Below are 23,155 nucleotides of genomic sequence, written 5' to 3'. Positions count from 1 at the left end.
TGGTTAAGCCTTTTTCACTCTTGGGCTTCTCGGTTTCTGGAATTTCTCTGCTGCTCTGATTTCTCTTCGTTCTCTTGCCAATGCTTTATAAAGAGCAGCAATCATGAGCAGGATAACAATTGAAAACGGCAGTGCCGCCAGAATCGCTGTGTTTTGCAAAGCGGCAAGTCCGCCGGAATACAAGAGCGCAGCTGCCATAGCAGACTGAATGATACCCCAGCTGAATTTGACTGAATTAGCCGGGTTTAATGAACCGTATGTCGTCTGCATACCAAGGACAAATGTCGCTGAATCAGCTGATGTGATAAAGAACACGGCGATCAGGATCAATGCCAGGATAGACGTGATCATCGTCAGCGGATAGTGATCAAGTGTTCCGAACAGCATCGTTTCGGAAGACTGCTTTGCCACATTAAAGATACCTTTTTGCTGAAGGTCCATTGCGGAAACACCGAAAATGGAGAACCATAGGAAAGCCAAAATACATGGTGCCACCAGGACGCCGATCAAAAATTCACGGATTGTCCGGCCTCGGGATACACGGGCGATGAAAATGCCGACAAATGGAGACCAGGAAATCCACCATGCCCAATAGAAAATCGTCCAGCCGTTGATCCATTCACGTTTGCCTGGATCGTTCGGCGCCAGTCTGAAGCTCATTTGAACAATGTTTTGAATATACTGCCCAATTGAATCTGTAAGTGAGTTCATGATCAAAACGGTAGGTCCGACAACCAGCATAAACAGCATCAGCAATCCGGCTAGCACCATATTGGTGTTGCTTAAATACTTAATGCCTTTTCCGAGTCCGCTCCAAGCCGATAGTAAAAAGAGCACTGTTACAATGATAATCAAAATCAATTGAACGATAAAATGATTCGGAATTCCGAATAGGTAATTCAATCCGCCGTTAATTTGAGTTGCGCCGATCCCCAGACTCGTTGCAACGCCGACAACTGTTGCAAAAACAGCAATACAGTCAATCAGTTTACCGATCGGGCCGTTTACTTTATCGCCGAGAATCGGAGTCAGTGTGCTGCTGATTAATCCAGGCGCGTCTTTGCGGAATTGAAAATATGCGATACATAATGCCACGACGGCATAAATGGCCCAAGCGTGCAGTCCCCAGTGGAAAAACGTGTACCGGAGCGCATCTCTGAAGGCTTGGGGGGTTTCTGTTTCACCTGATGGAGAGCTAATTGCGTAATGGCTGATCGGTTCAGCCGCACCATAGAATACTAAGCCGATTCCCATGCCTGCACTGAACAGCATGGCAAACCAAGATAATAACCCGAATTCCGGTTTTTCATCCGGTTTCCCCAGTTTGATTTTTCCGATCGGGCTGACAATTAAAAAGAGACAGAACCCGACAAACAAAGAGACAACTAATAGATAATACCAACCAAATGAATCTGTTATAAACGATTGTGCCGATTGAGACACGTTTTGCAGGCTGTCAGGAGAAATAACGCCCCACAAAACGGCTGCGGCTGTGATGACAATCACAATCCAAAATACACTAGATATATTCTTCAAACATTCTCACCCTCTGATTTTTTTGTGTACGCCTATATCTTCCTCGCAGGCTTAGTATGGTCGTACGATGGCAGATCATTCCTTCCTGTAAATTACCCCGCAATCAGGTGAAACAAAACAAATCTCACCCTAACATTTTTGCGGGAATTTTTCAAATGCCCGGCATGCTGTAAGAATTTGAAAAGTCTAATGTTTACATACGGGAAAAGCGTCCGGCATTCAGTCCGGCGAGTCTGCCTGTGACGAGCGCAGATGTGATATTGTATCCGCCTGTATAACCGTGAATATCTAAGATTTCTCCGCAAAAATACAGGCCGTCCATTTTTTTAGACGCCATCTTTTTCGGGTCAATCTCCTTTACCGATACACCGCCTCCTGTGACAAATGCTTTGTCTAGAGACAGCGTGCCGTTTGCGAGAACGGTAAATTGCTTGCAGTCTTTGACAAATTGTCTGAAAGGCTCCTTCGGCAGCTCAGAAAATGATATGTTCGGTGAAATGCCGTTTTTTTCGAGCAGGAAAAGAAGGTAGCGTTCCTGCATCCAAGGCTTCAGCACATTTTTTAACGCTTTTTTCGGCGCGTCTTTCAGCTCCTTGTGCATCTTTTGGAATAGCGTTTCTTCCTTGATATCCGGAAACAAATCAATTCTGACGGGCACTTCCGGCTGTTTTTTCAGCTCTTTCACGATAAACTGGCTGCACCTGAGTATGGCGGGGCCTGAGAGGCCGAAATGAGTAAACAGCATGTCCATCTTATGTGTGATAATGGCTTTGCCTTTTTTGTTTAATACACTGACGGCGACATCTCTGAGCGATAAACCCTGCAGTGTTTTTTTCTTAATAAACGGCTCGGCAGATGTGACGGGCACCTCTGTCGGGAACAGCTCTGTTATGGTGTGGCCTGCGGCTTCGGCCCATTCATAGCCATCACCCGTGCTGCCGGTATGGGGAACGCTTTTTCCGCCAACCGCGATAATGACTGCCTGACTATGAATCATTTCGCCATTATTCGTCACAATGCCTGCCGTATGACCATCTTCGTATGTAACAGATTTGATTTTTTCGTTCGTTCTGATCGTCACACGCAGCTGTTTCAGCCTGTTTAACAGCGCGTCGACAACACTTTGCGCTTTGTCTGTCACCGGAAACATCCGGCCGTGATCCTCTTCCTTCAATTTGATCCCGAGATTTTCAAAAAACTTGATAATATCTTCGTTATTAAATTCAGAAAACGCACTGTATAAAAAACGGCCGTTGCCGGGGATGTGCTTAATAATTTCTTCGACAGGAAGGCGGTTTGTCACATTGCAGCGGCCGCCTCCGGATATGGCAAGTTTACGGCCTAACTTAGTTCCTTTATCTATTAACAAAACATCAGCACCCTGTTCTCCGGCTGCAATGGCAGCCATCAGACCTGAAGGGCCTCCGCCGATTACAATTACGTCATACTGCTTCATTTTTATCATCAACTTTCTTTTTACATTTCGTGTGCGGAACGCTGTCCGCAGTACTATTATAGCGAAAGACAGGTTCTGCTTAAACGTATTTTGCCGCAAACTTGCATTGTTCCTGAGATTGCTTTTGTATTTATTACCGTCTATATGCCCAGTTGTGTTAAAATAGAAAAGTTGAATCTTCGTAGAAAATGGTGATGAAGAAACATGTCAAGCAAACTGTTAAGAGGCACGTTTGTGTTAACGCTCGGTACATATATTTCACGGATACTGGGAATGGTTTATTTAATTCCTTTCAGCATCATGGTCGGAGCGACAGGCGGTGCGTTATTTCAATACGGATACAATCAATATACTTTATTTTTGAACATTGCCACAATGGGCTTTCCGGCCGCCGTTTCTAAATTTGTTTCCAAATATAATTCCAAAGGGGATTATGAAACAAGCAGAAAAATGCTGAAGGCGGGCATGTCGGTTATGCTTGTAACGGGAATGATTGCCTTTTTCATACTATATTTATCTGCTCCGTTTTTTGCGGAAATATCGCTTGGGGGCAAAGATAATAACGGTTTGACGATTGATCATGTCGTATATGTCATCCGCATGGTCAGCTTAGCGCTTTTAGTCGTGCCGATTATGAGTCTTGTGCGCGGATTTTTCCAAGGTCATCAAATGATGGGGCCTACGGCTGTCTCTCAAGTTGTTGAGCAGATTGTCCGCATCATCTTTTTATTGAGTGCGACCTTCTTGATTTTGAAAGTCTTAAACGGCGGCCTTGTGATCGCTGTCGGTTATGCAACCTTTGCAGCGCTGATCGGTGCCTTCGGCGGGCTGATCGTATTGTATATTTATTGGAACAAACGAAAAGGCAATCTGCTGGCGATGATGCCTAATACGGGGCCGACAGCAGATTTAAGCTACAAGAAAATGTTTTTCGAGCTCTTCAGCTATGCCGCTCCCTACGTGTTTGTCGGACTAGCCATCCCTTTGTATAACTATATTGATACAAATACGTTTAACAAAGCCATGATTGAAGCGGGGCATCAAGCTATCAGTCAGGATATGATGGCCATTCTGACACTTTACGTGCAGAAGCTCGTAATGATCCCGGTTTCTCTTGCGACGGCATTCGGGCTGACCTTAATTCCGACGATCACAGAATCGTTTACAAGCAGAAACTACAAGCTGTTAAATCAGCAGATCAACCAGTCGATGCAGACGATCCTGTTTTTAATTATTCCGGCTGTTGTCGGTATATCGGTATTAGCAGGCCCTGTGTATACGTTCTTTTACGGATCAGAGAGCCTTCATCCTGAATTGGGGAAAGACATCCTGTTTTGGTATTCGCCAGTTGCGATCTTGTTCTCTTTGTTTACTGTCAACGCCGCCATATTGCAGGGCATCAATAAGCAAAAATTTGCGGTTGCCAGTCTTGTGATCGGTGTCGTGATCAAACTTGTGCTGAATGTCCCGCTGATTAAGCTGATGCAGGCTGACGGCGCTATTTTAGCTACGGCACTCGGGTATACTGCTTCACTTATATACGGATTTATCATGATCAAACGGCATGCCGGCTATTCGTATAAAATATTAGTGAAACGGGGCGTTCTGATGCTGCTCTTGTCAGCAGTGATGGCGATAGCCGTTAAAATCGTCCAGTGGGTGTTAAGCTTTTTCATCTCCTACGAGGATGGCCAGCTGCATGCTGCGATCGTCGTGCTGATTGCTGCTGTGGTCGGCGGAGCTGTCTACCTGTATTGCGCTTATCGTTTAGGGTTTTTACAGAAAATATTCGGCCGCCGTTTACCGGGGTTCTTAAAGAAAGGCAGACATGCCGCTGATTAACAGAATATGTTGAAACAGAGGGCTCGCTTGATGCGGGCTTTCTTTTATAGGAAGGAGAGATTGGCATGAGACTTGATAAGCTGCTTGCCAACAGCGGGTATGGTTCGAGAAAAGAGGTCAAATCGATTGTGAAAGCGGGAGCCGTCATGGTCGACGGAAAGCCGGCAAAAGATGTCAAGGCGCACGTGGACCCTGATGCGCAGGAGGTGACCGTTTATGGCGAGCCGATTGATTACCGCGAGTTTATTTATATCATGATGAATAAGCCGCAGGGCGTGCTGTCAGCGACTGAGGACAGCCGGCAAAAGACAGTGGTCGATTTGCTGACGCCGGATGAACTTAGATTCGAGCCGTTTCCTGCCGGCCGACTTGATAAGGATACAGAAGGATTTCTGCTGCTGACAAATGACGGTCAGCTCGCTCACCGGCTGCTATCGCCGAAAAAGCATGTTCCGAAAACGTATGAGGTCCACTTAAAGTCGCAAATTTCGCCAGAAGACATCACCAGCTTAGAGACTGGGGTATTTATTGAAGGCGGCTACAAAACAAAGCCGGCACAAGCAGAAATAAAGGCAAACGATAAAGGGCATACCGTGATATACCTGACGATAACAGAAGGAAAATATCATCAAGTCAAACAGATGGCAAATGCTGTCGGCAATGAAGTCATTTATCTGAAGCGGCTCTCAATGGGACGCGTATCCTTGGATCCTGCTCTGGAGCCGGGAGAATACCGTGAGCTTACAGAAGAAGAACTTGAAAGGCTGAACGAGCCGCAAGTATGAAAAAACCCCGCATTACACATGCGGGATTTTTTATTATATATAAGCACACAAAAACAAGGCTAAGAACGTTCCTCGCCCTGTATCTATCAGGCCGCTCACAGGGCGGCCCTATGTAATTTTTAATGTTATGAGGTAATCTTTACTTTTTTTCTCGTTGTCTCCCATTTGCCACGGCTTGGACTATGAACAAGATCATTATATGCTAACACATTTAAGTCTCTTTGAATCGTTCTAGGTGTAATGCCGAATTCGTCAACCAGTTCCTGTGTTGTCACAAGGCCTTTCTCTTGAATAAACATGTAAACTGATTTGATTCGAGTTAGCATACGGTTTGTTGAAGGTTTCAAAAAACCACTCCCTATCATAAGATCGGATGGACTTGACTAACCACAACTCACGACTATCAACTGCGTACGAAATAGCAACTAAGGCAGACATCTGTAATATTTAAATAATTCGCCTTCATTATACACGATTTCGCCGCGGTGAATCTAGGAATAAGTATTATAAATTTTTTCCAATTTGAGTTTGGCCGCCATCCTTGTTGGATTACTATGTATTTCAGCACAATATTATTATGGATAAAGAAACTTTTTTTATTCTGTTTCGTATGTGATTAAGGGGGTGAGTGAGATTGAGAATGTTGTTGGAAGCATCGATAGAGCAAGCAGGGTATACAAGCCGAAAAAAAGTGCTCACCGATGTTTTATTGGAAGTCAGAGAAGGGGAGCTTGTCGGGTTGATTGGAGCGAACGGCGCTGGAAAAAGTACAGCCATCAAGGCGATACTTGGCCTCTCGCAAGACTTTAAAGGGACTATCGCTTGGAATGATTGCTCGTTTGCTTATATTCCGGAGCACCCGTCCTTTTATGAGGAATTAACGCTGTGGGAGCATCTTGATCTGATCAGCACTTTGCACGGCATTGGTCAGAGTGAATTCGAATATCGGGCTCAAAGTCTTCTTGAAACATTTTCGCTTGATCATGTCATGCATGAGCTGCCGGTGACGTTTTCGAAAGGCATGCAGCAAAAGCTGATGCTGATTCAGGCTTTTCTTTCTAAGCCTGATATGTATGTGATTGATGAACCGTTTATCGGCCTTGACCCGATATCGACAAAACGCTTTGTGGACATGCTGAAGGCTGAGAAAGATAGAGGAGCCGGCATTCTCATGTGCACACACGTACTTGATACCGCGGAAAAAATCTGCGACCGGTTTTACATGATTGATAAAGGTTCTTTGTTTCTTCAGGGAACGTTAAAAGATATTCAAGAGCAAACAGGGTTAGACGGGCAGTCATTGCTTGACTGTTTTTATACGGCGATTCAAGGAGAAAAGGCATGAACGGGCGGTCTCTCTTTTTTCGAAGGTGGCTGGATTTTTACCGATATCAGTTTAAGGTGCTGCATGCTGTCATTGATTGGACGGTTGCGCTCTACATTGTCCTGCCGGCGCTTGCTTTTATGATTTATCAGTATGTGGAGTGGACAAACGGAAGCGGCCTTCTTTACGAGTGGTCTGAGAGGGTCGAATGGAGATGGTTATACGCTGTCGGTATACTGATTGTTTGCACAGGCTCCATACATACTTTTTTACTGGAAGCGGACCAGGTGTTTTTGCTGCAAAAGAAAGCGATCATTCGCCAGATGAAACAATACGCATTGGTGTATTCTATATTGTTCACGTTCGCCAAATGGCTGTTGCTCTTTTTTCTTTTTCTTCCCTTTATCATTGATTCTGTTCGCGTCACTATTCCAGAAAGCGCTGCTCTATTGATCTATGCATTCGGTCTTCATACGCTCTTTTTATCCTTGAAGCAGGACAGGGTCAGAAAACCAAGATCTATTTGGAGACAGATTGCGGACTTTTTTCTCAAGGCTGTGCTTTTGGCGTGTTCTTTTCTCTTGATTACCTTTATCGAGTGGCACTTGCTCTCGCTTGCCGGTGTTTTGTTTTTTATTTTTGCTTTCATACGCAGTTTGAAAAAGACGGCTTCATTTTCGGCTTTTGAGGCAGAGGTGCTTGAGGAGAAAAAAATCAGGCTCACTCTTGCAGGTCTTGTAATGATGATGAGCCAAGATGTGAGAATGCCGAGAGTAAAGGACAGGATGAGGAGAAAACCGCTATTATTCCGGAATTCTAAAAGGATATTTAAGAAACGGACAATGTATACAATTTATAAAGAATTGTTTTTTAAAGTCATGCTGAGGAATGGGGAGTATGCGAGGCATCTGTATATGCTTTTGTCGGCTTTTACGGTTTTAACAGTCGTTTCCCCGGTCTTTCTTAAGGTGATTGCGCTGCTGGTTTATACAGGGGTTTGCCGTTATGTGCTTTCGCTTATTTTTGACAAAGTGATGGATGCGCCGATCTTAATTGGGGCTGATAAGGAAAGTGATGAATATTACCGGGCCAGAAAAAGCTGTGTGAACACGCTGCACTATGCTTGTGTTGCCTGCTGCTTTTTGGCGGCCGCTATCTCTTTTTTGGTGAAATAAAACCCAAACGGATGCCGTTTGGGTTTTCTGTATGTTATAGAATAAATAGCTGGATGAAAAACAGAACGGCAAATACGAGGACGAGCGGATGAATGTCTCTCCATTTTCCCCGTGCTGCTTTCACAATCGGATACGAAATAAAGCCAAGCGCAATTCCTGTGGAAATGCTTGATGTAAGAGGCATGGTCAGAACAACGAGAAATGCCGGAAATGCCTCGTCCATCTCCTTCCAGTTAATATTCGACACCGAGCCCATCATCAGGCTGCCGACAATAATCAAAGCCGGTGAGGTGATGGCGGATATGCCGGATAAGGCGCTGACAAGCGGACTGAAAAACATCGAAGCTGCAAACAATACCGCGACAGTTAAAGACGTAAGACCTGTTCTTCCCCCGGCTGCGACGCCAGCTGAAGACTCGACAAACGCGGTTGTCGGACTTGTTCCGAATACAGCACCAACTGTGGTCGCTGTTGAATCAGCAAGCAGCGCTTTTCGCACGTTCGGGAGCTTGTTGTTTTTCATCAATCCGGCTTGCTCGGCCACACCGATCATCGTACCGGTCGTATCAAAAATCGTTACCAGCAGAAATGAAAAGACGACAGCGTACAGGCCGTGATGGATCACATCGCCAAAAGCGGCGAACGGATTTGAAATAATCAATCCCTCAGGCAAATGGGGAAAAGACATAAAGCCTTTAGGGAAATGCAGCTGGCCGGTAAAAAACGCGATCAAAGCGGTGGCTGCCATTCCGATAAATAACGCTCCGTTTACATTCAGCACCATCAGGATCACACTGATCAATAAGCCGATCAGCGTTAAAATAACCGCTGGCGAATGAAGGTTGCCGAGTGTGACCAGATTTGATTGATCAGCCGTAATCATTTCCGCCTGCCGTAAACCGATAAACGCAATAAAAAGCCCGATCCCTGTGGTGATCCCGTATTTTAAATTGTTTGGAATCGCTTCTATCAGTTGTTTTCTTAAAGGCGTTAACGATAGAATAATGAAGAGAACCCCTGCTGTGAATACTGCGCTGAAAGCTGTTGCGTACGTGATGCCGCCGCCGCTTGCGCCTACAACGTGATAGGCTAAGTAAGCGTTTAAGCCCATGCCGGGCGCAATGGCAATCGGATAATTTGCAGCCAGGGCCATCCACAGTGTTCCGACAATGGAGGCGATAATCGTTGCGGTAAAGACCTGGTCAAAAGGAACTCCGGCATTAGCTAAAATGACCGGATTCACCACTACAATATAGACCATTGTAAAAAAGGTCGTCAATCCAGCTATGATTTCTTGTTTAATCGATGTTTGCTGCTCTTTTAGATGAAACATAGTAACCTCCAATTACGAACGTTTTAACAAAACACCATTAATATTATTCGTTTTATTTAGTTTTTGCAAGTGATTTATTGCAGAAAGGGGATCATTATGAACTGGGAAGTCGAAGTGATCAGAAAAAAAGATGATTTGATTCGCGATACGCAGGAATTCTTGAGAATCAACAGTGTAATGGACGAAACCACAGCCGGGCCCGGCAAACCATTCGGAGAAGGGGTAAATGCCAGCTTGACCTCTTTGCTTGAGCTTGGAGAAAAAGAAGGATTTTCCGTAAAAAATCTTGACGGATTCGCCGGTCATATCGAATGGGGCGAGGGTGAAGACATTGTCGGCGTTCTTTGCCATGTTGATGTTGTACCGCCCGGAGACGGCTGGACAAGTGATCCGTTTTCAGCGGACATCCGAAACGGGCGGATTTATGCAAGGGGCGCCATTGACGACAAAGGCCCGACGATGGCGGCGTTCTACGCGCTGAAAATCGTCAAAGACATGAATCTGCCGCTTTCTAAGCGCGTCAGAATCATTATAGGAACAGATGAAGAAAGTGATTGGAGATGTGTGGAGCATTATTTCAAGCACGAAGAAATGCCGACTCTCGGTTTTGCGCCAGATGCTGATTTCCCGATTATTAACGCGGAAAAAGGGATTATTGATGCTTCACTGCTCATCTCGCACCGCGCAAACGAAGCCGCTTCAGAGACAGTTCTTGCCTCGTTTACATCAGGTCTCCGTTTAAACATGGTGCCAGACGCTGCGGAAGCTGTTCTCGAAGGATCAAATATAGAAGAGGTTCTTGCCTCATTTAAAGACATGCTCCGCGCGACAGATCAAAAAGGTGAAGCTGAGATTGAGAATGGGCAGCTGATCTTGCGCATGCACGGACTTTCCTGCCATGCGATGGAACCGAACAATGGAGTGAATGCCGGCATCAAACTGGCAGAATTTTTGTGCCAGACTGAGCTGGATGCAGCAGGACAGCGTTTTGTTCAAGTCGTGACAGACAAATTTTCAGATGATACGAGAGGAAAGAAACTGAATATTGACTGTGAGGATGACATTAGCGGAGAGCTGACATTAAATGTCGGAACACTGCGCTATACAGAAGGGCAAGGAGGCGAGCTCGGAATCAATATCCGCTATCCGGTAACGGCGGAAAGCAAAATGATTCGCGATGCGTTTGAAAGCGCCGCTGAATTTGAGCTTGGAGAATGTAAAGACAGCAAGCCGCATCATGTATCAGCAGACCATCCGCTAGTCAAAACACTGCAAAAGGTATATGAAGGCCAATTGGGCAAAAAAGCTGATTTAATTTCAATCGGCGGGGGAACGTACGCAAGATCTTTGAAAGCGGGCGTCGCATTCGGACCTCTGTTCCCCGGACGTCCCGACAGTGCGCACCAAAAGGACGAATATATTGAAATTGATGATCTCCTCAGAGCGACTGCTTTATATGCGCAGGCCATCTACGAACTTGCAAAATAAAAGGACCGGCTTCTTCTGAAGCCAGTCCTTTTTTTACACAAATGACCATAAATCAGTTGATAAATAGCGTTCTCCGGTATCAGCTGTCATACAGACAACGACTTGATCAGGAGAGAGACGTTTGGCTGCTTCAATCGCCGCGAAGCAGGCAGCGCCTGAAGAAGGCCCGACGAGAATTCCTTCCTCCGCAGCAAGGCGTCTGGTTGTCGTATAAGCATCCTCATCAGTGATTTTGATAATTTCATCATATACATCTTGATTTAAAACTGGAGGAATGAAACCTGGGCTTGTTCCAACCAGCTTATGCGCACCCGGTTTTCCGCCTGATAATACCGGAGACCCCGCAGGCTCGACAACATGAACCAAAATATCCGGGAAAAGTTCTTTTAGCGCTTCACCGGTTCCTGTAATGGTCCCGCCAGTACCGGAAGAAGCTACAAAAGCGCCTAGCGGTTTTCCGATTTCTTTTATTGCCCGGGCAATTTCAAGAGCAGTTGTTTTTCGATGCGCGTCAGGATTTGCGGTATTATCAAACTGCATCGGAATGAAGCTGTTCGGAATTTGTTCGGCGAGCTCTTTTGCTTTTTTAATGCTGCCCGGCATTCTTTCCGATCCGGGAGTTAACACAACCTCTGCACCATAGGCTTTGAGGAGGTTGATCCGCTCCTTCGTCATTGTATCCGGCATGACTAAAATCGCTTTATAGCCGCGGGCCGCCGCATTCATAGCGAGTCCGATTCCGGTATTTCCGCTGGTCGGCTCAATGATAACTGAGCCAGGCTTGAGTAAGCCGTTTTGTTCTGCTTCTATGATCATATTGTAAGCGGCTCTGTCTTTCACACTGCCGCTTGGATTGAAAAATTCAAGTTTTAAATAGACTTGTGCTGCGTTTTCCGGCTGAAGCCGATTCAATCTCACAAGCGGTGTATCTCCTATAAGATCAGAAGTGTTTTCAACGATTTTCAACATTGTCATTCCTTTCTGAATAAAACAAGTGTCATATAATATCCTAACATAATAAACGTTTGCGCGAGAGTGTTTTCATATGCGGTTCCTCTATTCGCGCAGCGTCTTTATTGATAAAATAATAGCAGTTAAAGAAGGGAGTGTCAGACGGATGTCAGATATCCGGCCTCATTATTTCATCGGCGTGCCCATTCCGCCGGAAATTGCAAATCCGATTTACCAGGCTGCGAAAAGCGAGCCGGCGCTCACGTTTCAAAAATGGGTGCACCCGCTTGACTACCATATCACGTTAATTTTTCTCGGTGCGGCGGATGAAGCGCAAATCAAGCAGCTTGAAGGCTCGCTTGCCGAGATAGCTGTAGATGCCAATCCGTTTACAATTGAGTTTGACAAAATAGATGTGTTCGGAGACCGCAGGCAGCCGCGCGTGTTACATGTGGAGCCGAAGAAGAATACGGCGCTCGAAACACTGCGGGAGCATACAAAACAAGCTGTTCTTCAAGCAGGCTTTAAAGTGGAAAAGAGAGCGTATCATCCCCATATGACGCTGGCAAGAAAATGGACAGGCCAAAAGGGATTTCCGGCGCATGTCCCGTTTAAAAGCGGTGAGGTTTCAACGGCTATTGAACGATTTTCACTTTTTCAGACACACTTAAATCAATCACCAAAATATGAGGAAAAATACAAATTTCATTTAACTTAATTCATGCGGAGTGGAGAAACAAAATGGCACAAATCATCAAAATACATGATTATATATCGAGATATGAACTTGATCCGTACCATTATATGAATCAGTTTATACGGCTGAAAAAAGAGCGCTGGCTTTCACTATTAGAAGCAGCGGAGCGCCAGCATGAAGAAAGACAAGACAGTGCTGAACAGCCGGAACCGGTGCAGAAACGGAAAAAATTTTCATTGAAAAGAAGAAAAGAAGAGATAGAAGCCGATATACAAGAAGAGAGACACCAATGGTTTGAGGAAGAAGACGATCTGAACGTAAGGCTGCCGAAGAGCAGGATGGCGCTTGCTTCCTTTTATAAAAGACATTTATATGAATTTCAGCTCAAATGGGCAAGCTCTACTCTTTCCGAGATGTCAAATCTGTCAAACCAGGTGAAGCAGGACCGCATTTTGCGTTTTCTGGCCCAGCAGCTTCCTGATTCTTATTTTATTATGTATAAGCCTGTGCTCAAAATTCAGCAGGCGGCAGTAGAGTTAAGCATAGTGATCATTTCACCTCTTGACATTTTTTGCGTTTCTTTTATAGAGGCAGAGGAAGACAGTGTGTACATAGGATCTAAACATCGTTTTTGGGAGAAGAAAACAGGCTCTCAGACTGAATCGGTGTTAAACCCGGCGTTGAGTCTGTTTCGGACGGGATCTGTTGTGTCGAAGATCGTAAAGGAAAAAGGCGCTGATATTCCAGTCTCGAAATTACTCCTGAGCAGAACGTCATACATCGATTACCCCGAGCCGCCGTACGGTCTGGAATTAGTGGACAAACGGGGCTTGGCGGAATGGATGGAGAGGCAGAAGAAAAACACTGCTCCGATAAAACATCATCAATTAAAGGCTGCAAAGGCTTTGTTGTCTTATTGCCTGTCAGACTCCTATCGCAGACAAGAGTGGCTGGAGTAAAGCAGAACGATTTGAGCGGTTTTCTCATAACATAAGCAGGTGAGAAAGATGAGCCAATGGTTTTTTATTATTAATCCGGCAGCAGGGCATCGAAAAGGCCTGCGTGTTTGGAAGTCGATACAAAAAGAATTACTGAAACGAAAGATTGAGCACCGCTCATTTTTAACTGAACATCCGGGACACGCCGAGGTTCTCGCCCGGCAGATTTCAACGATTCAGGAACATAAGCTGAAACGCCTGATCGTTATCGGAGGAGACGGAACGATGCACGAAGTCGTCAACGGGCTGAAAGATGTCGACGATATCGAACTGAGTTTTGTGCCGGCTGGCGCGTACAATGATTTTTCCAGAGGATTCTCCATTAAGAAAATAGATCTGATTCAGGAAATCAGAAAGCTGAAGCGTCCGTTAACGCGAACGTTTCATTTAGGAAGCATTAATTTGCTTCAAGATAAATCGCAGGTTCTTTATTTTTTAAATCATATCGGAATCGGCTTTGACGCATATGTCAATAAGAAGGCGATGGAATTTCCATTAAAACGGGCGGTCCAGTTTCTGCGCCTCCGCTTTGTTGTCTATCCGCTTTCCCATTTGTACGCGTCGGCTACCTTTAAGCCGTTTTCGTTGGCTTGTACAATTGAAGGAGAGACACAGGAATTTCATCATGTCTGGTTTGCGGTCGTCTCCAATCATCCGTTTTACGGAGGCGGCATGAAGGCGGCCCCGCTTGCGAATCCGCGCGAACAGGCATTTGATATCATCATTGTTGAGAATCTGCCGTTTTTGAAAAAGTATTGGTTTTTATGCTTGATGACATTTGGAAAACACACCAAAATGGACGGCGTGACGATGTTTAAAGCGAAAGACATTACGTTTTACACGAAGGGCAAAATTCCATTCCATGCTGACGGAGAAATCATGGGTACAACCCCATTCCGTCTGGCATCGAGTCCCTCACCCTTACGGATCAAAACATAAACGTTTTTGGAGGAGAGAGATTCTGATGGTCAGTATCCAACGCAGCTTTGAAGCGTATGCCGATGAAATGAATATTATTACGGTTCTGATTCCTGCTGATCAAAAAGATACCTTTACGCCGCCTTTTCAGCTTGAGACAGATACAGCGGAAATTCCTCTGACAGTCAGTCAGGAATGGCAAATAGAAGGGAAATGCAAGTATGTATGTGTAGCTGAACAGCCGGTGACTTTCGGAAAAACGCATCATGTCAAAGCATCCGGCGGCGGAAAAACGGATCTCCAAATCGGGGCGGTTGTCAGGACGGATGCGTTTGATGCTGCATTTTATTATGACGGAGAGCTCGGAGCTGTTTACACTTCGGATTATACTGAATTTAAGGTATGGGCGCCTGCTGCGACGTCAGCTGCCGTCAAACTGTCACATCCCGAGAAAAGCGGGCACACGCTTCAAATGACACGAATGGAAAATGGAGTATACGCTGTTACAGTGGCTGGAGATCTGCACGGTTATGAGTATGTGTACCGGATTTGCAACAATTTAGAATGGACAGAAACGGTTGATCCGTATGCAAAAGCTGTGACGGTCAACGGAGAGAAGGGTGTTGTGCTGCGCCCTGATCAAGCAAATTCGGCTCCTTCGCTTGCACCATTTTCAGATCCCGTTGATGCCATTATTTATGAGATGCACATCCGAGACTTCTCCATTCATGAAAACAGCGGTATGAAGAACAAGGGGAAATATGCGGCGCTTGCTGAAACGGACACCAAAACGAAAAATGGCAGTTCTACAGGACTTTCTTATTTAAAAGAGCTTGGCGTTACACATATAGAACTTTTGCCGTTAAACGATTATGCCGGAGTTGATGAAGAAAACCCACTTGCCGCCTACAATTGGGGCTATAATCCGCTTCATTTTTTCGCCCCGGAGGGAAGCTATGCCTCCAATCCTCACGACCCTCAGACAAGAAACACAGAAGTAAAACAAATGATTCACACCCTGCATCAGCATGGCCTGCGTGTCATTCTGGATGTTGTTTATAACCATGTATACCAAAGAGAGCACTCGCCCTTTGAAAAAACGGTGCCCGGTTATTTCTTCCGGCATGATCAATTCGGGATGCCTTCAAATGGCACCGGCGTAGGGAATGACATCGCCTCAGAAAGGCGGATGGCAAGGAAATTCATTACGGATTGCGTCATGTATTGGCTGAAGGAATACGATGTCGACGGCTTCCGCTTTGATCTGCTCGGCATTTTAGATATTGAAACGGTTCTTCATATGAAAGAAAAAGCATCTGAGGTAAAGTCCGGAATCCTTCTCTTTGGGGAAGGCTGGGATTTGGCAACACCGCTGCCGCCTGAACAGAAAGCGACATTGGCGAATGCATCGAAAATGCCGGGCGTCGGTTTTTTTAATGATTCGTTTCGTGACGCTGTTAAAGGGAATACCTTTCATATCGCGGCGGCGGGTTTTGCCCTTGGGAACGGCGAACAAACGGAAACAGTCATGCGCGGGATTGCCGGATCTTCAGGATGGAAAGAGACAGCCCCGCTTGTGTCTGCGCCGAGCCAGTCCATCAATTATGTCGAGTCGCATGACAACCACACATTTTGGGATAAAATGAGCCTCGCGCTTCCTCAAGAAAGTGAGAGCCGAAAAAGAAGCAGGCAAAAGCTGGCGTCTGCAATCATTCTGCTGGCCCAGGGAGTGCCGTTTATTCACAGCGGACAGGAATTTTTCCGGACGAAGCAGGGGGTGGAAAACAGCTATCAATCCAGTGACAGCATCAACCAGCTGGACTGGTCGCGGCGTGAAACATTCAAGCAGGATGTTGACTATGTCCGCAGGCTGATTTCGCTCAGAAAAGCGCATCCGGCATTCCGTCTTACGTCATCAGCCGATATTCAGCGCTGCCTTGAATGTCTGGCTCTCAAAGAGCACCTTATTGTATACCGGCTGTTTAACCTCGGCGCAATCGACGAATGGGAAGAAATCATTGTCATCCATCATGCCAGCCCTGATTCTGTTACATGGCAGCTGCCGAAAGATAAGGCTTACCGCCTTCTATGTGATACTGACGGGTTTCGTGCTGATCCTGGAGAAATCAAGAAAGCGGTTGCTGTAAACGGCATTGGAACGGTTATCTTATATTTAGCACGAGATCTTACGAGTTTTGCTTGACGAAGTTTGTGCTATAGCGCTAAAATTTAAAAGACGGCTATTGATTAGCATATGAGACTCTCAATAGCTGTCTTTTTTATTTTTCATACGATTCGTACGAAAAAGGCATTCGCTTTATAGACTGAAGACGAATAGGCCTTTATTCTAAAATATTTTAAGAAATGATGGGTTGAACATTGATATGAACTGGTTGGGACAATTACTAGGTAGCGATTGGGAGATCTTCCCCGCCGGAGGAGCTACAGGAGATGCATATTATGCGAAACATAACGGGTAGCAGCTTTTTTTAAAACGTAATAGCTCACCTTTTTTAGCTGTTTTATCCGCCGAAGGCATTGTTCCTAAGCTGGTTTGGACAAAACGGATGGAGAATGGGGACGTCATAACGGCCCAGCATTGGATGACCGGCAGAGAGCTGAAGCCGAAAGACATGAGCGGACGGTCCGTTGCTGAATTGCTTCGTAAAATACACACATCAAAAGCCTTGCTGGACATGCTGAAGAGACTTGGAAAGGAACCGCTGAATCCAGGGACTCTGCTGTCTCAGCTTAAACAGGCTGTATTTGCTGTGCAACAATCTTCGCCGCTGATTCAAGAAGGGATTAAGTATTTAGAAGATCATCTGCATGAGGTGCATTTCGGTGAGAAAGTCGTTTGCCATTGTGATGTCAATCATAATAACTGGTTATTGTCTGAAGACAACCAGCTGTATTTAATTGACTGGGACGGCGCCATGATCGCTGATCCGGCGATGGATTTGGGGCCATTGCTGTACCACTACGTCGAAAAGCCAGCTTGGGAGAGCTGGCTGGGCATGTACGGTATTGAGTTAACGGACGGCCTTCGGTTAAGAATGGCATGGTATGTGCTATCTGAAACAATCACTTTCATTGCCTGGCATAAATCCAAAGGAAACGATAAAGAATTCCATGATGCAATGGAAGAACTGCATATGCTGATGAAGCGGATTGTTCAATAATCAGGAATACGAATCCATTTCCTCTACCCATTGAGACAAGCTGCTCTGATGCTCTTGTATGTGTGAGTCGATGGATTTGGATGATATTCCTGATTGGCTGTATCGGTACACATCTTCCAGCACGTTTTTTAAGTGTGAATCGAGCTCGGTGTTTGCCATCAGCGATTTAATCACACGTTCAAGCTGTTCGTACTCTGCGACGGTTCCGCAGCAGTCCAATTGATGGTCAGTCAAAATGTCCTTCAATAGATCAACTTGATTCTCGTAATTTAAACCCATAAAACGGTACACATCCCTTCAGTATCTTACGGGTTAAATTGTTCAAAACAGGATGGTTTTATGCATGAGACACGAGTGTTCCGACAGACGGGAACCTCTTTTTTTATGTGAAGGCACACCTTTAAAAACAAGCTTGCGGGTCTTTTTAATTCATGGTATGTTGTTAGTCGAAATAATAGATAGAGGTGTCAATCATATGAGAATGCGCCACAAGCCTTGGGCAGATGACTTTTTGGCTGAAAACGCAGATATTGCCATCAGCAATCCTGCTGATTATAAAGGAAAATGGAATACAGTGTTTGGCAACAGCAATCCGATCCATATCGAGGTCGGTACAGGAAAAGGGCAATTTATTTCCGGGATGGCCAAACAAAATCCTGACATTAATTATATTGGTATTGAGTTATTTAAAAGCGTCATTGTGACAGCTGTCCAAAAAGTAAAAGATAGCGAAGTGCCGAATGTAAAGCTTTTGAATATAGACGCGGACACGCTGACAGACGTGTTTGAGCCGGGTGAAGTCAAACGGGTGTACTTGAACTTTTCTGATCCTTGGCCGAAAAACCGCCACGAAAAACGCCGTCTGACGTATTCCCATTTTCTTAAGAAATATGAAGAAGTAATGGGGAAAGACGGAGCAATTCATTTTAAAACAGACAACCGCGGCCTGTTTGAGTACTCGCTGAAAAGCTTCTCGGAATACGGTCTGCTGCTGACATATGTCAGTCTTGATCTGCATAACAGCGATATGGAAGATAACATCATGACAGAATATGAAGAAAAATTCTCAGCACTCGGCCAGCCGATCTATCGGGCTGAAGTTGAATGGAGAGCGTAAAACAGACTCTGACACAGGAGTCTGTTTTTTTATGCGCTGTTTGCTACGATGATGACAGGGGGGATGAAAATGGAAACGATGAAAATTGGAAACACGACGTTAACTTGGCTTGACGGAGGGGTGACTCACATGGACGGAGGAGCCATGTTCGGCGTTGTTCCAAAGCCGTTATGGTCAAAAAAATATCCAGTCAATGAAAAAAACCAGATTGAATTAAGGACAGATCCGATTCTTATTCAAAAGGACGGGCAAAACGTGATTGTCGATGCCGGTATCGGGTCCGGAAAGCTGACTGAGAAACAAAAAAGAAACTACGGTGTGACCCTAGAATCCAATGTGAAAACATCATTAGCAGCGCTCGGGTTAACAGTTGAAGATATCCACGTGATCGCCATGACACACCTTCATTTTGACCATGCGTGCGGATTGACGGAATACTCAGGAGATAAACTGGTGCCAGTTTTTCCAAATGCCGTTATTTATACTTCATCTGTGGAATGGAATGAAATGCGCCATCCGAATATCAGATCGAAAAATACCTACTGGAAAGAAAACTGGGAGGCGGTTGCCGGCCAAGTGAAAACCTTTGACGACACTTGCACGATAACAGAGGGGGTTACAATGCATCATACCGGGGGCCACAGTGACGGTCACTGTGTTCTTGTATGTGAGGATGCGGGTGAAACTGCGGTACATATGGCGGATTTGATGCCGACACACGCCCACCGCAATCCATTATGGGTGCTGGCTTATGATGATTATCCGATGACCTCTATACCGCAAAAGCAAAAGTGGCAGGCGTATGCAGCGGAAAAAGACGCATGGTTTATTTTTTATCATGATGCCGAATATCGCGCACTGAAATGGGACGGGGACGAAAGAATGATAGAATCACTCAAACGAAAGAAACAATAGCATATTTTCATGTTTACCCTGCATGATTTCCGGCTAATAAAGCAAACCTAGTACTAATTATGCTCAGAAAGGAAGAGGCAGGGTGAAACAATTTGAAGTAACGAACGAAGGAGACATTCAGACAACATTAAGAGGCCTTGAAGTACTCTCTGTTCCTTTTTTGAACAAAGGAGTGGCTTTTACAAACGAGGAAAGAAAAGCGCTCGGATTGAATGGCTTTTTGCCGCCGAAGGTATTGACCATTGATGAACAGGCAAAAAGAGCGTACGAACAGTTTTCCTCACAGCCTGATGATTTAAGTAAAAACGTTTATTTGACAGCGCTGCACGATCGAAATGAAACGCTGTTTTACCGTTTGTTAAATGACCACTTAGGGGAAATGCTCCCGATTGTATACACGCCGACAGTAGGTACGGCCATTCAGAGATACAGCCATGAATACAGGAAGCCGAGAGGGCTCTATCTGTCCATCGATGACCCGGAAGGCATGAGAGAGGCATTTAAACAGTTTAAAGATAAAAGTGATGCTATCGATTTAATTGTCGCAACCGATGCTGAAGGAATTTTAGGAATCGGAGACTGGGGAGTCGGCGGTATCGCGATATCAATTGGCAAGCTTGCGGTATACACGGCCGCTGCGGGAATTGATCCGAGCAGAGTGCTGGCTGTCGTTTTGGATGCGGGCACAAATCAAGAGAGCCTCTTGAACGATCCGCTTTATGTCGGCAACCAGCATTCCAGAGTGCGGGGTGAACGCTATGACCAATTTATTGATGAATATGTCTCACTTGCGAGAGAGACATTCCCGAATGCATTGCTCCACTGGGAGGACTTCGGAGCGAAAAATGCGCGCAGCATCTTGAAACGCTATAAAGATAAAGTATGTACGTTTAATGATGATATCCAAGGTACAGGCGCTGTTTCACTGGCGGCAGTCTTATCCTGTGCAAAAGCATCAAAAGTCCCGCTGAAGGATCACAGAGTCGTGATATTCGGAGCGGGGACAGCAGGAATCGGAATTGCTGAACAGCTGCGGGAAGCATTGGTGCGCGAAGGGCTGAGTGAGGAAGAATCATACCAGCGATTCTGGTGCATAGACCGAAACGGGCTGTTAACAGATGATATGGATCAGCTTCTCGATTTCCAAAAGCCTTATGCCCGTTCGGCTGATGAAGTGAAGGATTATCAGCGTAACGGAGAAGGCGGGGGCATTGATCTCCTTGAAGTGGTCCGGCAGGCGAAACCGACGATCCTGATCGGGACATCTACGGTTTCCGGTGCCTTTACTGAAGAAATTGTCAAAGAAATGGCGTCACACGTAAAACGTCCGGCGATTTTGCCAATGTCGAATCCGACGACTCTTTCTGAAGCAAAGCCGCAAGATTTAATTGAATGGACGGAAGGCCGTGCGCTGATTACGACAGGAAGCCCGTTCCCGCCAGTGGAATATAACGGCGTAACATATCATATCGGACAGGCCAACAACGCACTTGTCTTCCCAGGGCTTGGGCTTGGAACGATTGTCACCAAATCAAAATTAATCACCGATGGCATGTTTGAAGCATGTGCCCGCGCGATCGCAAGTATGGTCAATGTCGGCATGCCTGGCGCGCCGATGCTTCCGAAGGTGGAGGATTTACGGACTGTATCGGCAACGGTTGCAGTTGAAGTCGCTAAAACCGCCATTAAGGAAGGCGTGGCCACTGAAGAGCCTGAGGACATCATTCAGGCTGTGCAGGACGCGATGTGGTATCCGGTATACAAACCAATTCGCGCGATATAATATAAAAAAGAGCCGCTGCATGGGCAGCGGCTCCTATTTTACGCTTGTCCGGTGTTAAGACGCGATTGTATCGATGACATCTACAATTCTCCCCGTTTTCGCATCCACCATCACTTCATATTGCTCTAGTTCTCCAAAAGCTGACCGTGTAACACCGGTCTTATACACCTGCACGGTTTCTCCATTCACATTGTAGGGCTCCGGCTGGGTGTAGATCCATGATCCATCAATCGGCCCCCGCTGTTTAAAAGCGGATTTTACGATACGAAGCGCTCTTTCTGAAGAAATATAAGGCTTCATCACATATTGCTTCACAACAACAGCCGTACAAATTCCAAGTCCTGCTCCTAAAAGAAGATGACGCAATTTCAAAATAAAGCACCTCCTGATTGATCGTACTTTCATTATACAGAAACCGCCAAATCCTGTTAAGCGATACGCGGCTCATTGAGCAGATTCAATCAGAGTGCTTGGAAAACAAAATTTTTTCTAATAAAATAAAAGAACTACATAGAAATGAGGGGAAAACATGAATCAAGAAACGAAAGCGCTTTTCCAAACACTGACGCAGCTTCCCGGAGCGCCGGGCAATGAGCATCAGGTCCGTGCGTTTATGAAGCAGGAGCTTGCCAAATATGCCGATGATATCGTTCAGGACAGACTGGGAAGTGTTTTCGGAGTCAGAAAAGGCGGAGAGGACGCGCCGAAAATTATGGTGGCTGGACATATGGATGAAGTCGGATTTATGGTGACATCCATTACAGATAACGGATTACTGAGGTTCCAAACGCTCGGCGGCTGGTGGAGTCAGGTGCTGCTGGCGCAAAGAGTGGAAATTCAAACAGATAACGGCCCGGTTCCGGGGGTTATTTCAAGCATACCGCCGCATCTGTTAACAGATGCTCAGCGAAACCGTCCGATGGATATCAAAAACATGATGATTGATATCGGAGCGGATGATAAGGAAGACGCCATCAAAATCGGCATTAAACCGGGCCAGCAAATTGTCCCTGTATGCCCGTTTACCGTTATGGCGAATGAAAAGAAAATATTATCAAAAGCGTGGGATAACCGGTATGGCTGCGGATTGAGCATTGAATTGCTGAAGGAATTGCAAGGAAAAGAACTGCCGAATACGCTTTACGCTGGCGCAACCGTTCAGGAAGAAGTCGGCTTAAGAGGCGCGCAGACAGCGTCTCATATGATCAAACCGGATTTGTTCTTCGCGCTTGACGCCAGTCCGGCTAACGATATGAGCGGTGACAAAAATGAATTTGGCCAGCTTGGAAAAGGCTTTTTGCTCCGCATTCTTGACAGAACGACAGTCATGCATCGAGGAATGAGAGAATTTGTTCTGGATATGGCTGAAACGCATCAGATTCCATATCAATACTTTGTTTCCGGCGGCGGAACAGATGCAGGCAGAGTGCATATTTCAAACAGCGGCGTTCCGTCAGCAGTTATCGGAATCTGCTCCCGCTACATTCATACAAATGCGTCTATTATCCATATTGATGATTACGCTGCGGCTAAAGAAATGCTGATAAAGCTCGTAACTGCCTGTGACAAGCAGACAGTTGAAGCAATTAAAGAAAATATGTAAAATCTGGAGAAAAAGCTTGTTGAGCAAGGCTTGTAAGCCATGTCGACAAGCT

Annotated in this window: 20 protein-coding genes and 1 pseudogene; 14 read left to right on the top strand and 7 right to left on the bottom strand. The window is 45.6% G+C overall.

The window, feature by feature from the left end; all coding sequences use genetic code 11:
• Nucleotides 1-3: 3 nt before the first annotated feature.
• A complete protein-coding gene (gene opuD, locus AU387_RS10350; protein WP_059335613.1) occupies nt 4-1,536 on the bottom strand; it encodes a glycine betaine transporter OpuD in 1,533 nt (510 codons plus the stop codon).
• Between the two features lie 193 nt (nt 1,537-1,729).
• The gene (locus tag AU387_RS10345) at nt 1,730-2,992 is read right to left on the bottom strand and encodes a BaiN/RdsA family NAD(P)/FAD-dependent oxidoreductase (RefSeq protein ID WP_059335665.1); all 1,263 of its coding nucleotides are present in this window, start codon (nt 2,990-2,992) and stop codon (nt 1,730-1,732) included.
• A gap of 204 nt (nt 2,993-3,196) precedes the next feature.
• Here AU387_RS10345 and murJ point away from each other — a divergent pair, with 204 nt between their 5' ends.
• Both murJ and AU387_RS10335 read left to right on the top strand, forming a co-directional pair.
• On the top strand, nt 3,197-4,834 hold the full coding sequence (gene murJ / locus AU387_RS10340) for a lipid II flippase MurJ (RefSeq protein WP_024122540.1): 1,638 nt from the start codon (nt 3,197-3,199) through the stop codon (nt 4,832-4,834).
• 65 nt (nt 4,835-4,899) lie between these two features.
• Nucleotides 4,900-5,619 (top strand): pseudouridine synthase, encoded by a 720-nt coding sequence (locus AU387_RS10335; protein WP_059335612.1) that lies wholly within the window; start codon nt 4,900-4,902, stop codon nt 5,617-5,619.
• Nucleotides 5,620-5,744: 125 nt separating this feature from the next.
• On the opposite strand, the gene AU387_RS10330 is transcribed toward AU387_RS10335, so the two are convergent.
• Nucleotides 5,745-5,966: a DeoR family transcriptional regulator gene (locus AU387_RS10330; RefSeq protein ID WP_003152337.1), complete on the bottom strand. Its 222-nt coding sequence runs from the start codon at nt 5,964-5,966 to the stop codon at nt 5,745-5,747.
• Between the two features lie 287 nt (nt 5,967-6,253).
• Here AU387_RS10330 and AU387_RS10325 point away from each other — a divergent pair, with 287 nt between their 5' ends.
• Together AU387_RS10325 and AU387_RS10320 are read left to right on the top strand one after the other, a co-directional pair.
• Nucleotides 6,254-6,964, top strand: a complete 711-nt coding sequence (locus tag AU387_RS10325) for an ABC transporter ATP-binding protein (protein ID WP_095532958.1) — start codon at nt 6,254-6,256, stop codon at nt 6,962-6,964.
• On the top strand, nt 6,961-8,118 hold the full coding sequence (locus tag AU387_RS10320) for an ABC transporter permease (protein WP_059335611.1): 1,158 nt from the start codon (nt 6,961-6,963) through the stop codon (nt 8,116-8,118). The genes AU387_RS10325 and AU387_RS10320 overlap by 4 nt, the downstream gene beginning before the upstream one ends.
• A 34-nt stretch (nt 8,119-8,152) precedes the next feature.
• On the opposite strand, the gene AU387_RS10315 is transcribed toward AU387_RS10320, so the two are convergent.
• On the bottom strand, nt 8,153-9,451 hold the full coding sequence (locus tag AU387_RS10315; RefSeq protein WP_059335610.1) for an NCS2 family permease: 1,299 nt from the start codon (nt 9,449-9,451) through the stop codon (nt 8,153-8,155).
• A gap of 96 nt (nt 9,452-9,547) precedes the next feature.
• On the opposite strand from AU387_RS10315, the gene pepV reads away from it, so the two are divergent.
• Entirely contained in the window at nt 9,548-10,939 is a 1,392-nt protein-coding gene (gene pepV / locus AU387_RS10310; protein WP_059335609.1) for a dipeptidase PepV, read from the top strand.
• A 33-nt stretch (nt 10,940-10,972) separates the two neighbouring features.
• On the opposite strand, the gene cysK is transcribed toward pepV, so the two are convergent.
• Nucleotides 10,973-11,908 (bottom strand): cysteine synthase A, encoded by a 936-nt coding sequence (gene cysK / locus AU387_RS10305; protein WP_029441392.1) that lies wholly within the window; start codon nt 11,906-11,908, stop codon nt 10,973-10,975.
• Nucleotides 11,909-12,056: 148 nt separating this feature from the next.
• Here cysK and thpR point away from each other — a divergent pair, with 148 nt between their 5' ends.
• The 5 genes and pseudogenes from thpR to AU387_RS10280 all read left to right on the top strand — a co-directional run bounded on the left by thpR (nt 12,057) and on the right by AU387_RS10280 (nt 17,685).
• Nucleotides 12,057-12,608, top strand: coding sequence for an RNA 2',3'-cyclic phosphodiesterase (gene thpR, locus AU387_RS10300; RefSeq protein ID WP_059291818.1), 552 nt, complete (start codon nt 12,057-12,059; stop codon nt 12,606-12,608).
• 23 nt (nt 12,609-12,631) lie between these two features.
• A complete protein-coding gene (locus AU387_RS10295) occupies nt 12,632-13,546 on the top strand; it encodes a hypothetical protein (protein WP_059335608.1) in 915 nt (304 codons plus the stop codon).
• A 48-nt stretch (nt 13,547-13,594) separates the two neighbouring features.
• Nucleotides 13,595-14,524, top strand: coding sequence for a YegS/Rv2252/BmrU family lipid kinase (locus AU387_RS10290; protein ID WP_044153820.1), 930 nt, complete (start codon nt 13,595-13,597; stop codon nt 14,522-14,524).
• A gap of 25 nt (nt 14,525-14,549) precedes the next feature.
• Nucleotides 14,550-16,706 (top strand): type I pullulanase, encoded by a 2,157-nt coding sequence (gene pulA / locus AU387_RS10285; protein WP_059335607.1) that lies wholly within the window; start codon nt 14,550-14,552, stop codon nt 16,704-16,706.
• Nucleotides 16,707-16,887: 181 nt separating this feature from the next.
• A pseudogene (locus AU387_RS10280) lies at nt 16,888-17,685 on the top strand (phosphotransferase family protein).
• Here AU387_RS10280 and AU387_RS10275 read toward each other — a convergent pair.
• Nucleotides 17,686-17,964, bottom strand: coding sequence for a YtzH-like family protein (locus AU387_RS10275; protein ID WP_024122528.1), 279 nt, complete (start codon nt 17,962-17,964; stop codon nt 17,686-17,688). It lies immediately after the preceding pseudogene.
• A 196-nt stretch (nt 17,965-18,160) separates the two neighbouring features.
• Between AU387_RS10275 and trmB the strand changes: the two genes are divergently transcribed.
• The 3 genes from trmB to AU387_RS10260 all read left to right on the top strand — a co-directional run bounded on the left by trmB (nt 18,161) and on the right by AU387_RS10260 (nt 21,500).
• Nucleotides 18,161-18,802, top strand: coding sequence for a tRNA (guanosine(46)-N7)-methyltransferase TrmB (trmB, locus tag AU387_RS10270; RefSeq protein ID WP_044153822.1), 642 nt, complete (start codon nt 18,161-18,163; stop codon nt 18,800-18,802).
• 69 nt (nt 18,803-18,871) lie between these two features.
• Nucleotides 18,872-19,717: a YtnP family quorum-quenching lactonase gene (locus tag AU387_RS10265; RefSeq protein WP_059335605.1), complete on the top strand. Its 846-nt coding sequence runs from the start codon at nt 18,872-18,874 to the stop codon at nt 19,715-19,717.
• A gap of 82 nt (nt 19,718-19,799) precedes the next feature.
• Complete coding sequence (locus AU387_RS10260) at nt 19,800-21,500, top strand: NAD-dependent malic enzyme (protein WP_044153824.1); 1,701 nt, start codon at nt 19,800-19,802, stop codon at nt 21,498-21,500.
• A 54-nt stretch (nt 21,501-21,554) separates the two neighbouring features.
• Here the strand turns inward: AU387_RS10260 and AU387_RS10255 are convergent, their stop codons facing one another.
• Nucleotides 21,555-21,872: a PepSY domain-containing protein gene (locus AU387_RS10255; RefSeq protein ID WP_010331516.1), complete on the bottom strand. Its 318-nt coding sequence runs from the start codon at nt 21,870-21,872 to the stop codon at nt 21,555-21,557.
• Between the two features lie 157 nt (nt 21,873-22,029).
• Here AU387_RS10255 and AU387_RS10250 point away from each other — a divergent pair, with 157 nt between their 5' ends.
• Nucleotides 22,030-23,103: a M42 family metallopeptidase gene (locus AU387_RS10250; RefSeq protein WP_059291824.1), complete on the top strand. Its 1,074-nt coding sequence runs from the start codon at nt 22,030-22,032 to the stop codon at nt 23,101-23,103.
• The last annotated feature ends 52 nt before the right edge of the window (nt 23,104-23,155 follow it).

The organism is Bacillus halotolerans, from assembly GCF_001517105.1.
Lineage (GTDB): Bacteria > Bacillota > Bacilli > Bacillales > Bacillaceae > Bacillus > Bacillus halotolerans.
Note: the sequence above shows the minus strand (reverse complement) of the source record. Positions and strands in the feature narration are given on the sequence as shown.

Excerpts from the sequence above, each read along its gene's own strand:
- AU387_RS10345 (WP_059335665.1), bottom strand. The coding sequence starts at position 2,992 with ATGAAGCAGTATGACGTAATTGTAATCGGCGGAGGCCCTTCAGGTCTG.
- murJ (WP_024122540.1), top strand. The coding sequence starts at position 3,197 with ATGTCAAGCAAACTGTTAAGAGGCACGTTTGTGTTAACGCTCGGTACA.
- AU387_RS10335 (WP_059335612.1), top strand. The coding sequence starts at position 4,900 with ATGAGACTTGATAAGCTGCTTGCCAACAGCGGGTATGGTTCGAGAAAA.
- AU387_RS10320 (WP_059335611.1), top strand. The coding sequence starts at position 6,961 with ATGAACGGGCGGTCTCTCTTTTTTCGAAGGTGGCTGGATTTTTACCGA.
- AU387_RS10315 (WP_059335610.1), bottom strand. The coding sequence starts at position 9,451 with ATGTTTCATCTAAAAGAGCAGCAAACATCGATTAAACAAGAAATCATA.
- pepV (WP_059335609.1), top strand. The coding sequence starts at position 9,548 with ATGAACTGGGAAGTCGAAGTGATCAGAAAAAAAGATGATTTGATTCGC.
- cysK (WP_029441392.1), bottom strand. The coding sequence starts at position 11,908 with ATGTTGAAAATCGTTGAAAACACTTCTGATCTTATAGGAGATACACCG.
- thpR (WP_059291818.1), top strand. The coding sequence starts at position 12,057 with ATGTCAGATATCCGGCCTCATTATTTCATCGGCGTGCCCATTCCGCCG.
- AU387_RS10295 (WP_059335608.1), top strand. The coding sequence starts at position 12,632 with ATGGCACAAATCATCAAAATACATGATTATATATCGAGATATGAACTT.
- AU387_RS10290 (WP_044153820.1), top strand. The coding sequence starts at position 13,595 with ATGAGCCAATGGTTTTTTATTATTAATCCGGCAGCAGGGCATCGAAAA.
- pulA (WP_059335607.1), top strand. The coding sequence starts at position 14,550 with ATGGTCAGTATCCAACGCAGCTTTGAAGCGTATGCCGATGAAATGAAT.
- AU387_RS10275 (WP_024122528.1), bottom strand. The coding sequence starts at position 17,964 with ATGGGTTTAAATTACGAGAATCAAGTTGATCTATTGAAGGACATTTTG.
- trmB (WP_044153822.1), top strand. The coding sequence starts at position 18,161 with ATGAGAATGCGCCACAAGCCTTGGGCAGATGACTTTTTGGCTGAAAAC.
- AU387_RS10265 (WP_059335605.1), top strand. The coding sequence starts at position 18,872 with ATGGAAACGATGAAAATTGGAAACACGACGTTAACTTGGCTTGACGGA.
- AU387_RS10250 (WP_059291824.1), top strand. The coding sequence starts at position 22,030 with ATGAATCAAGAAACGAAAGCGCTTTTCCAAACACTGACGCAGCTTCCC.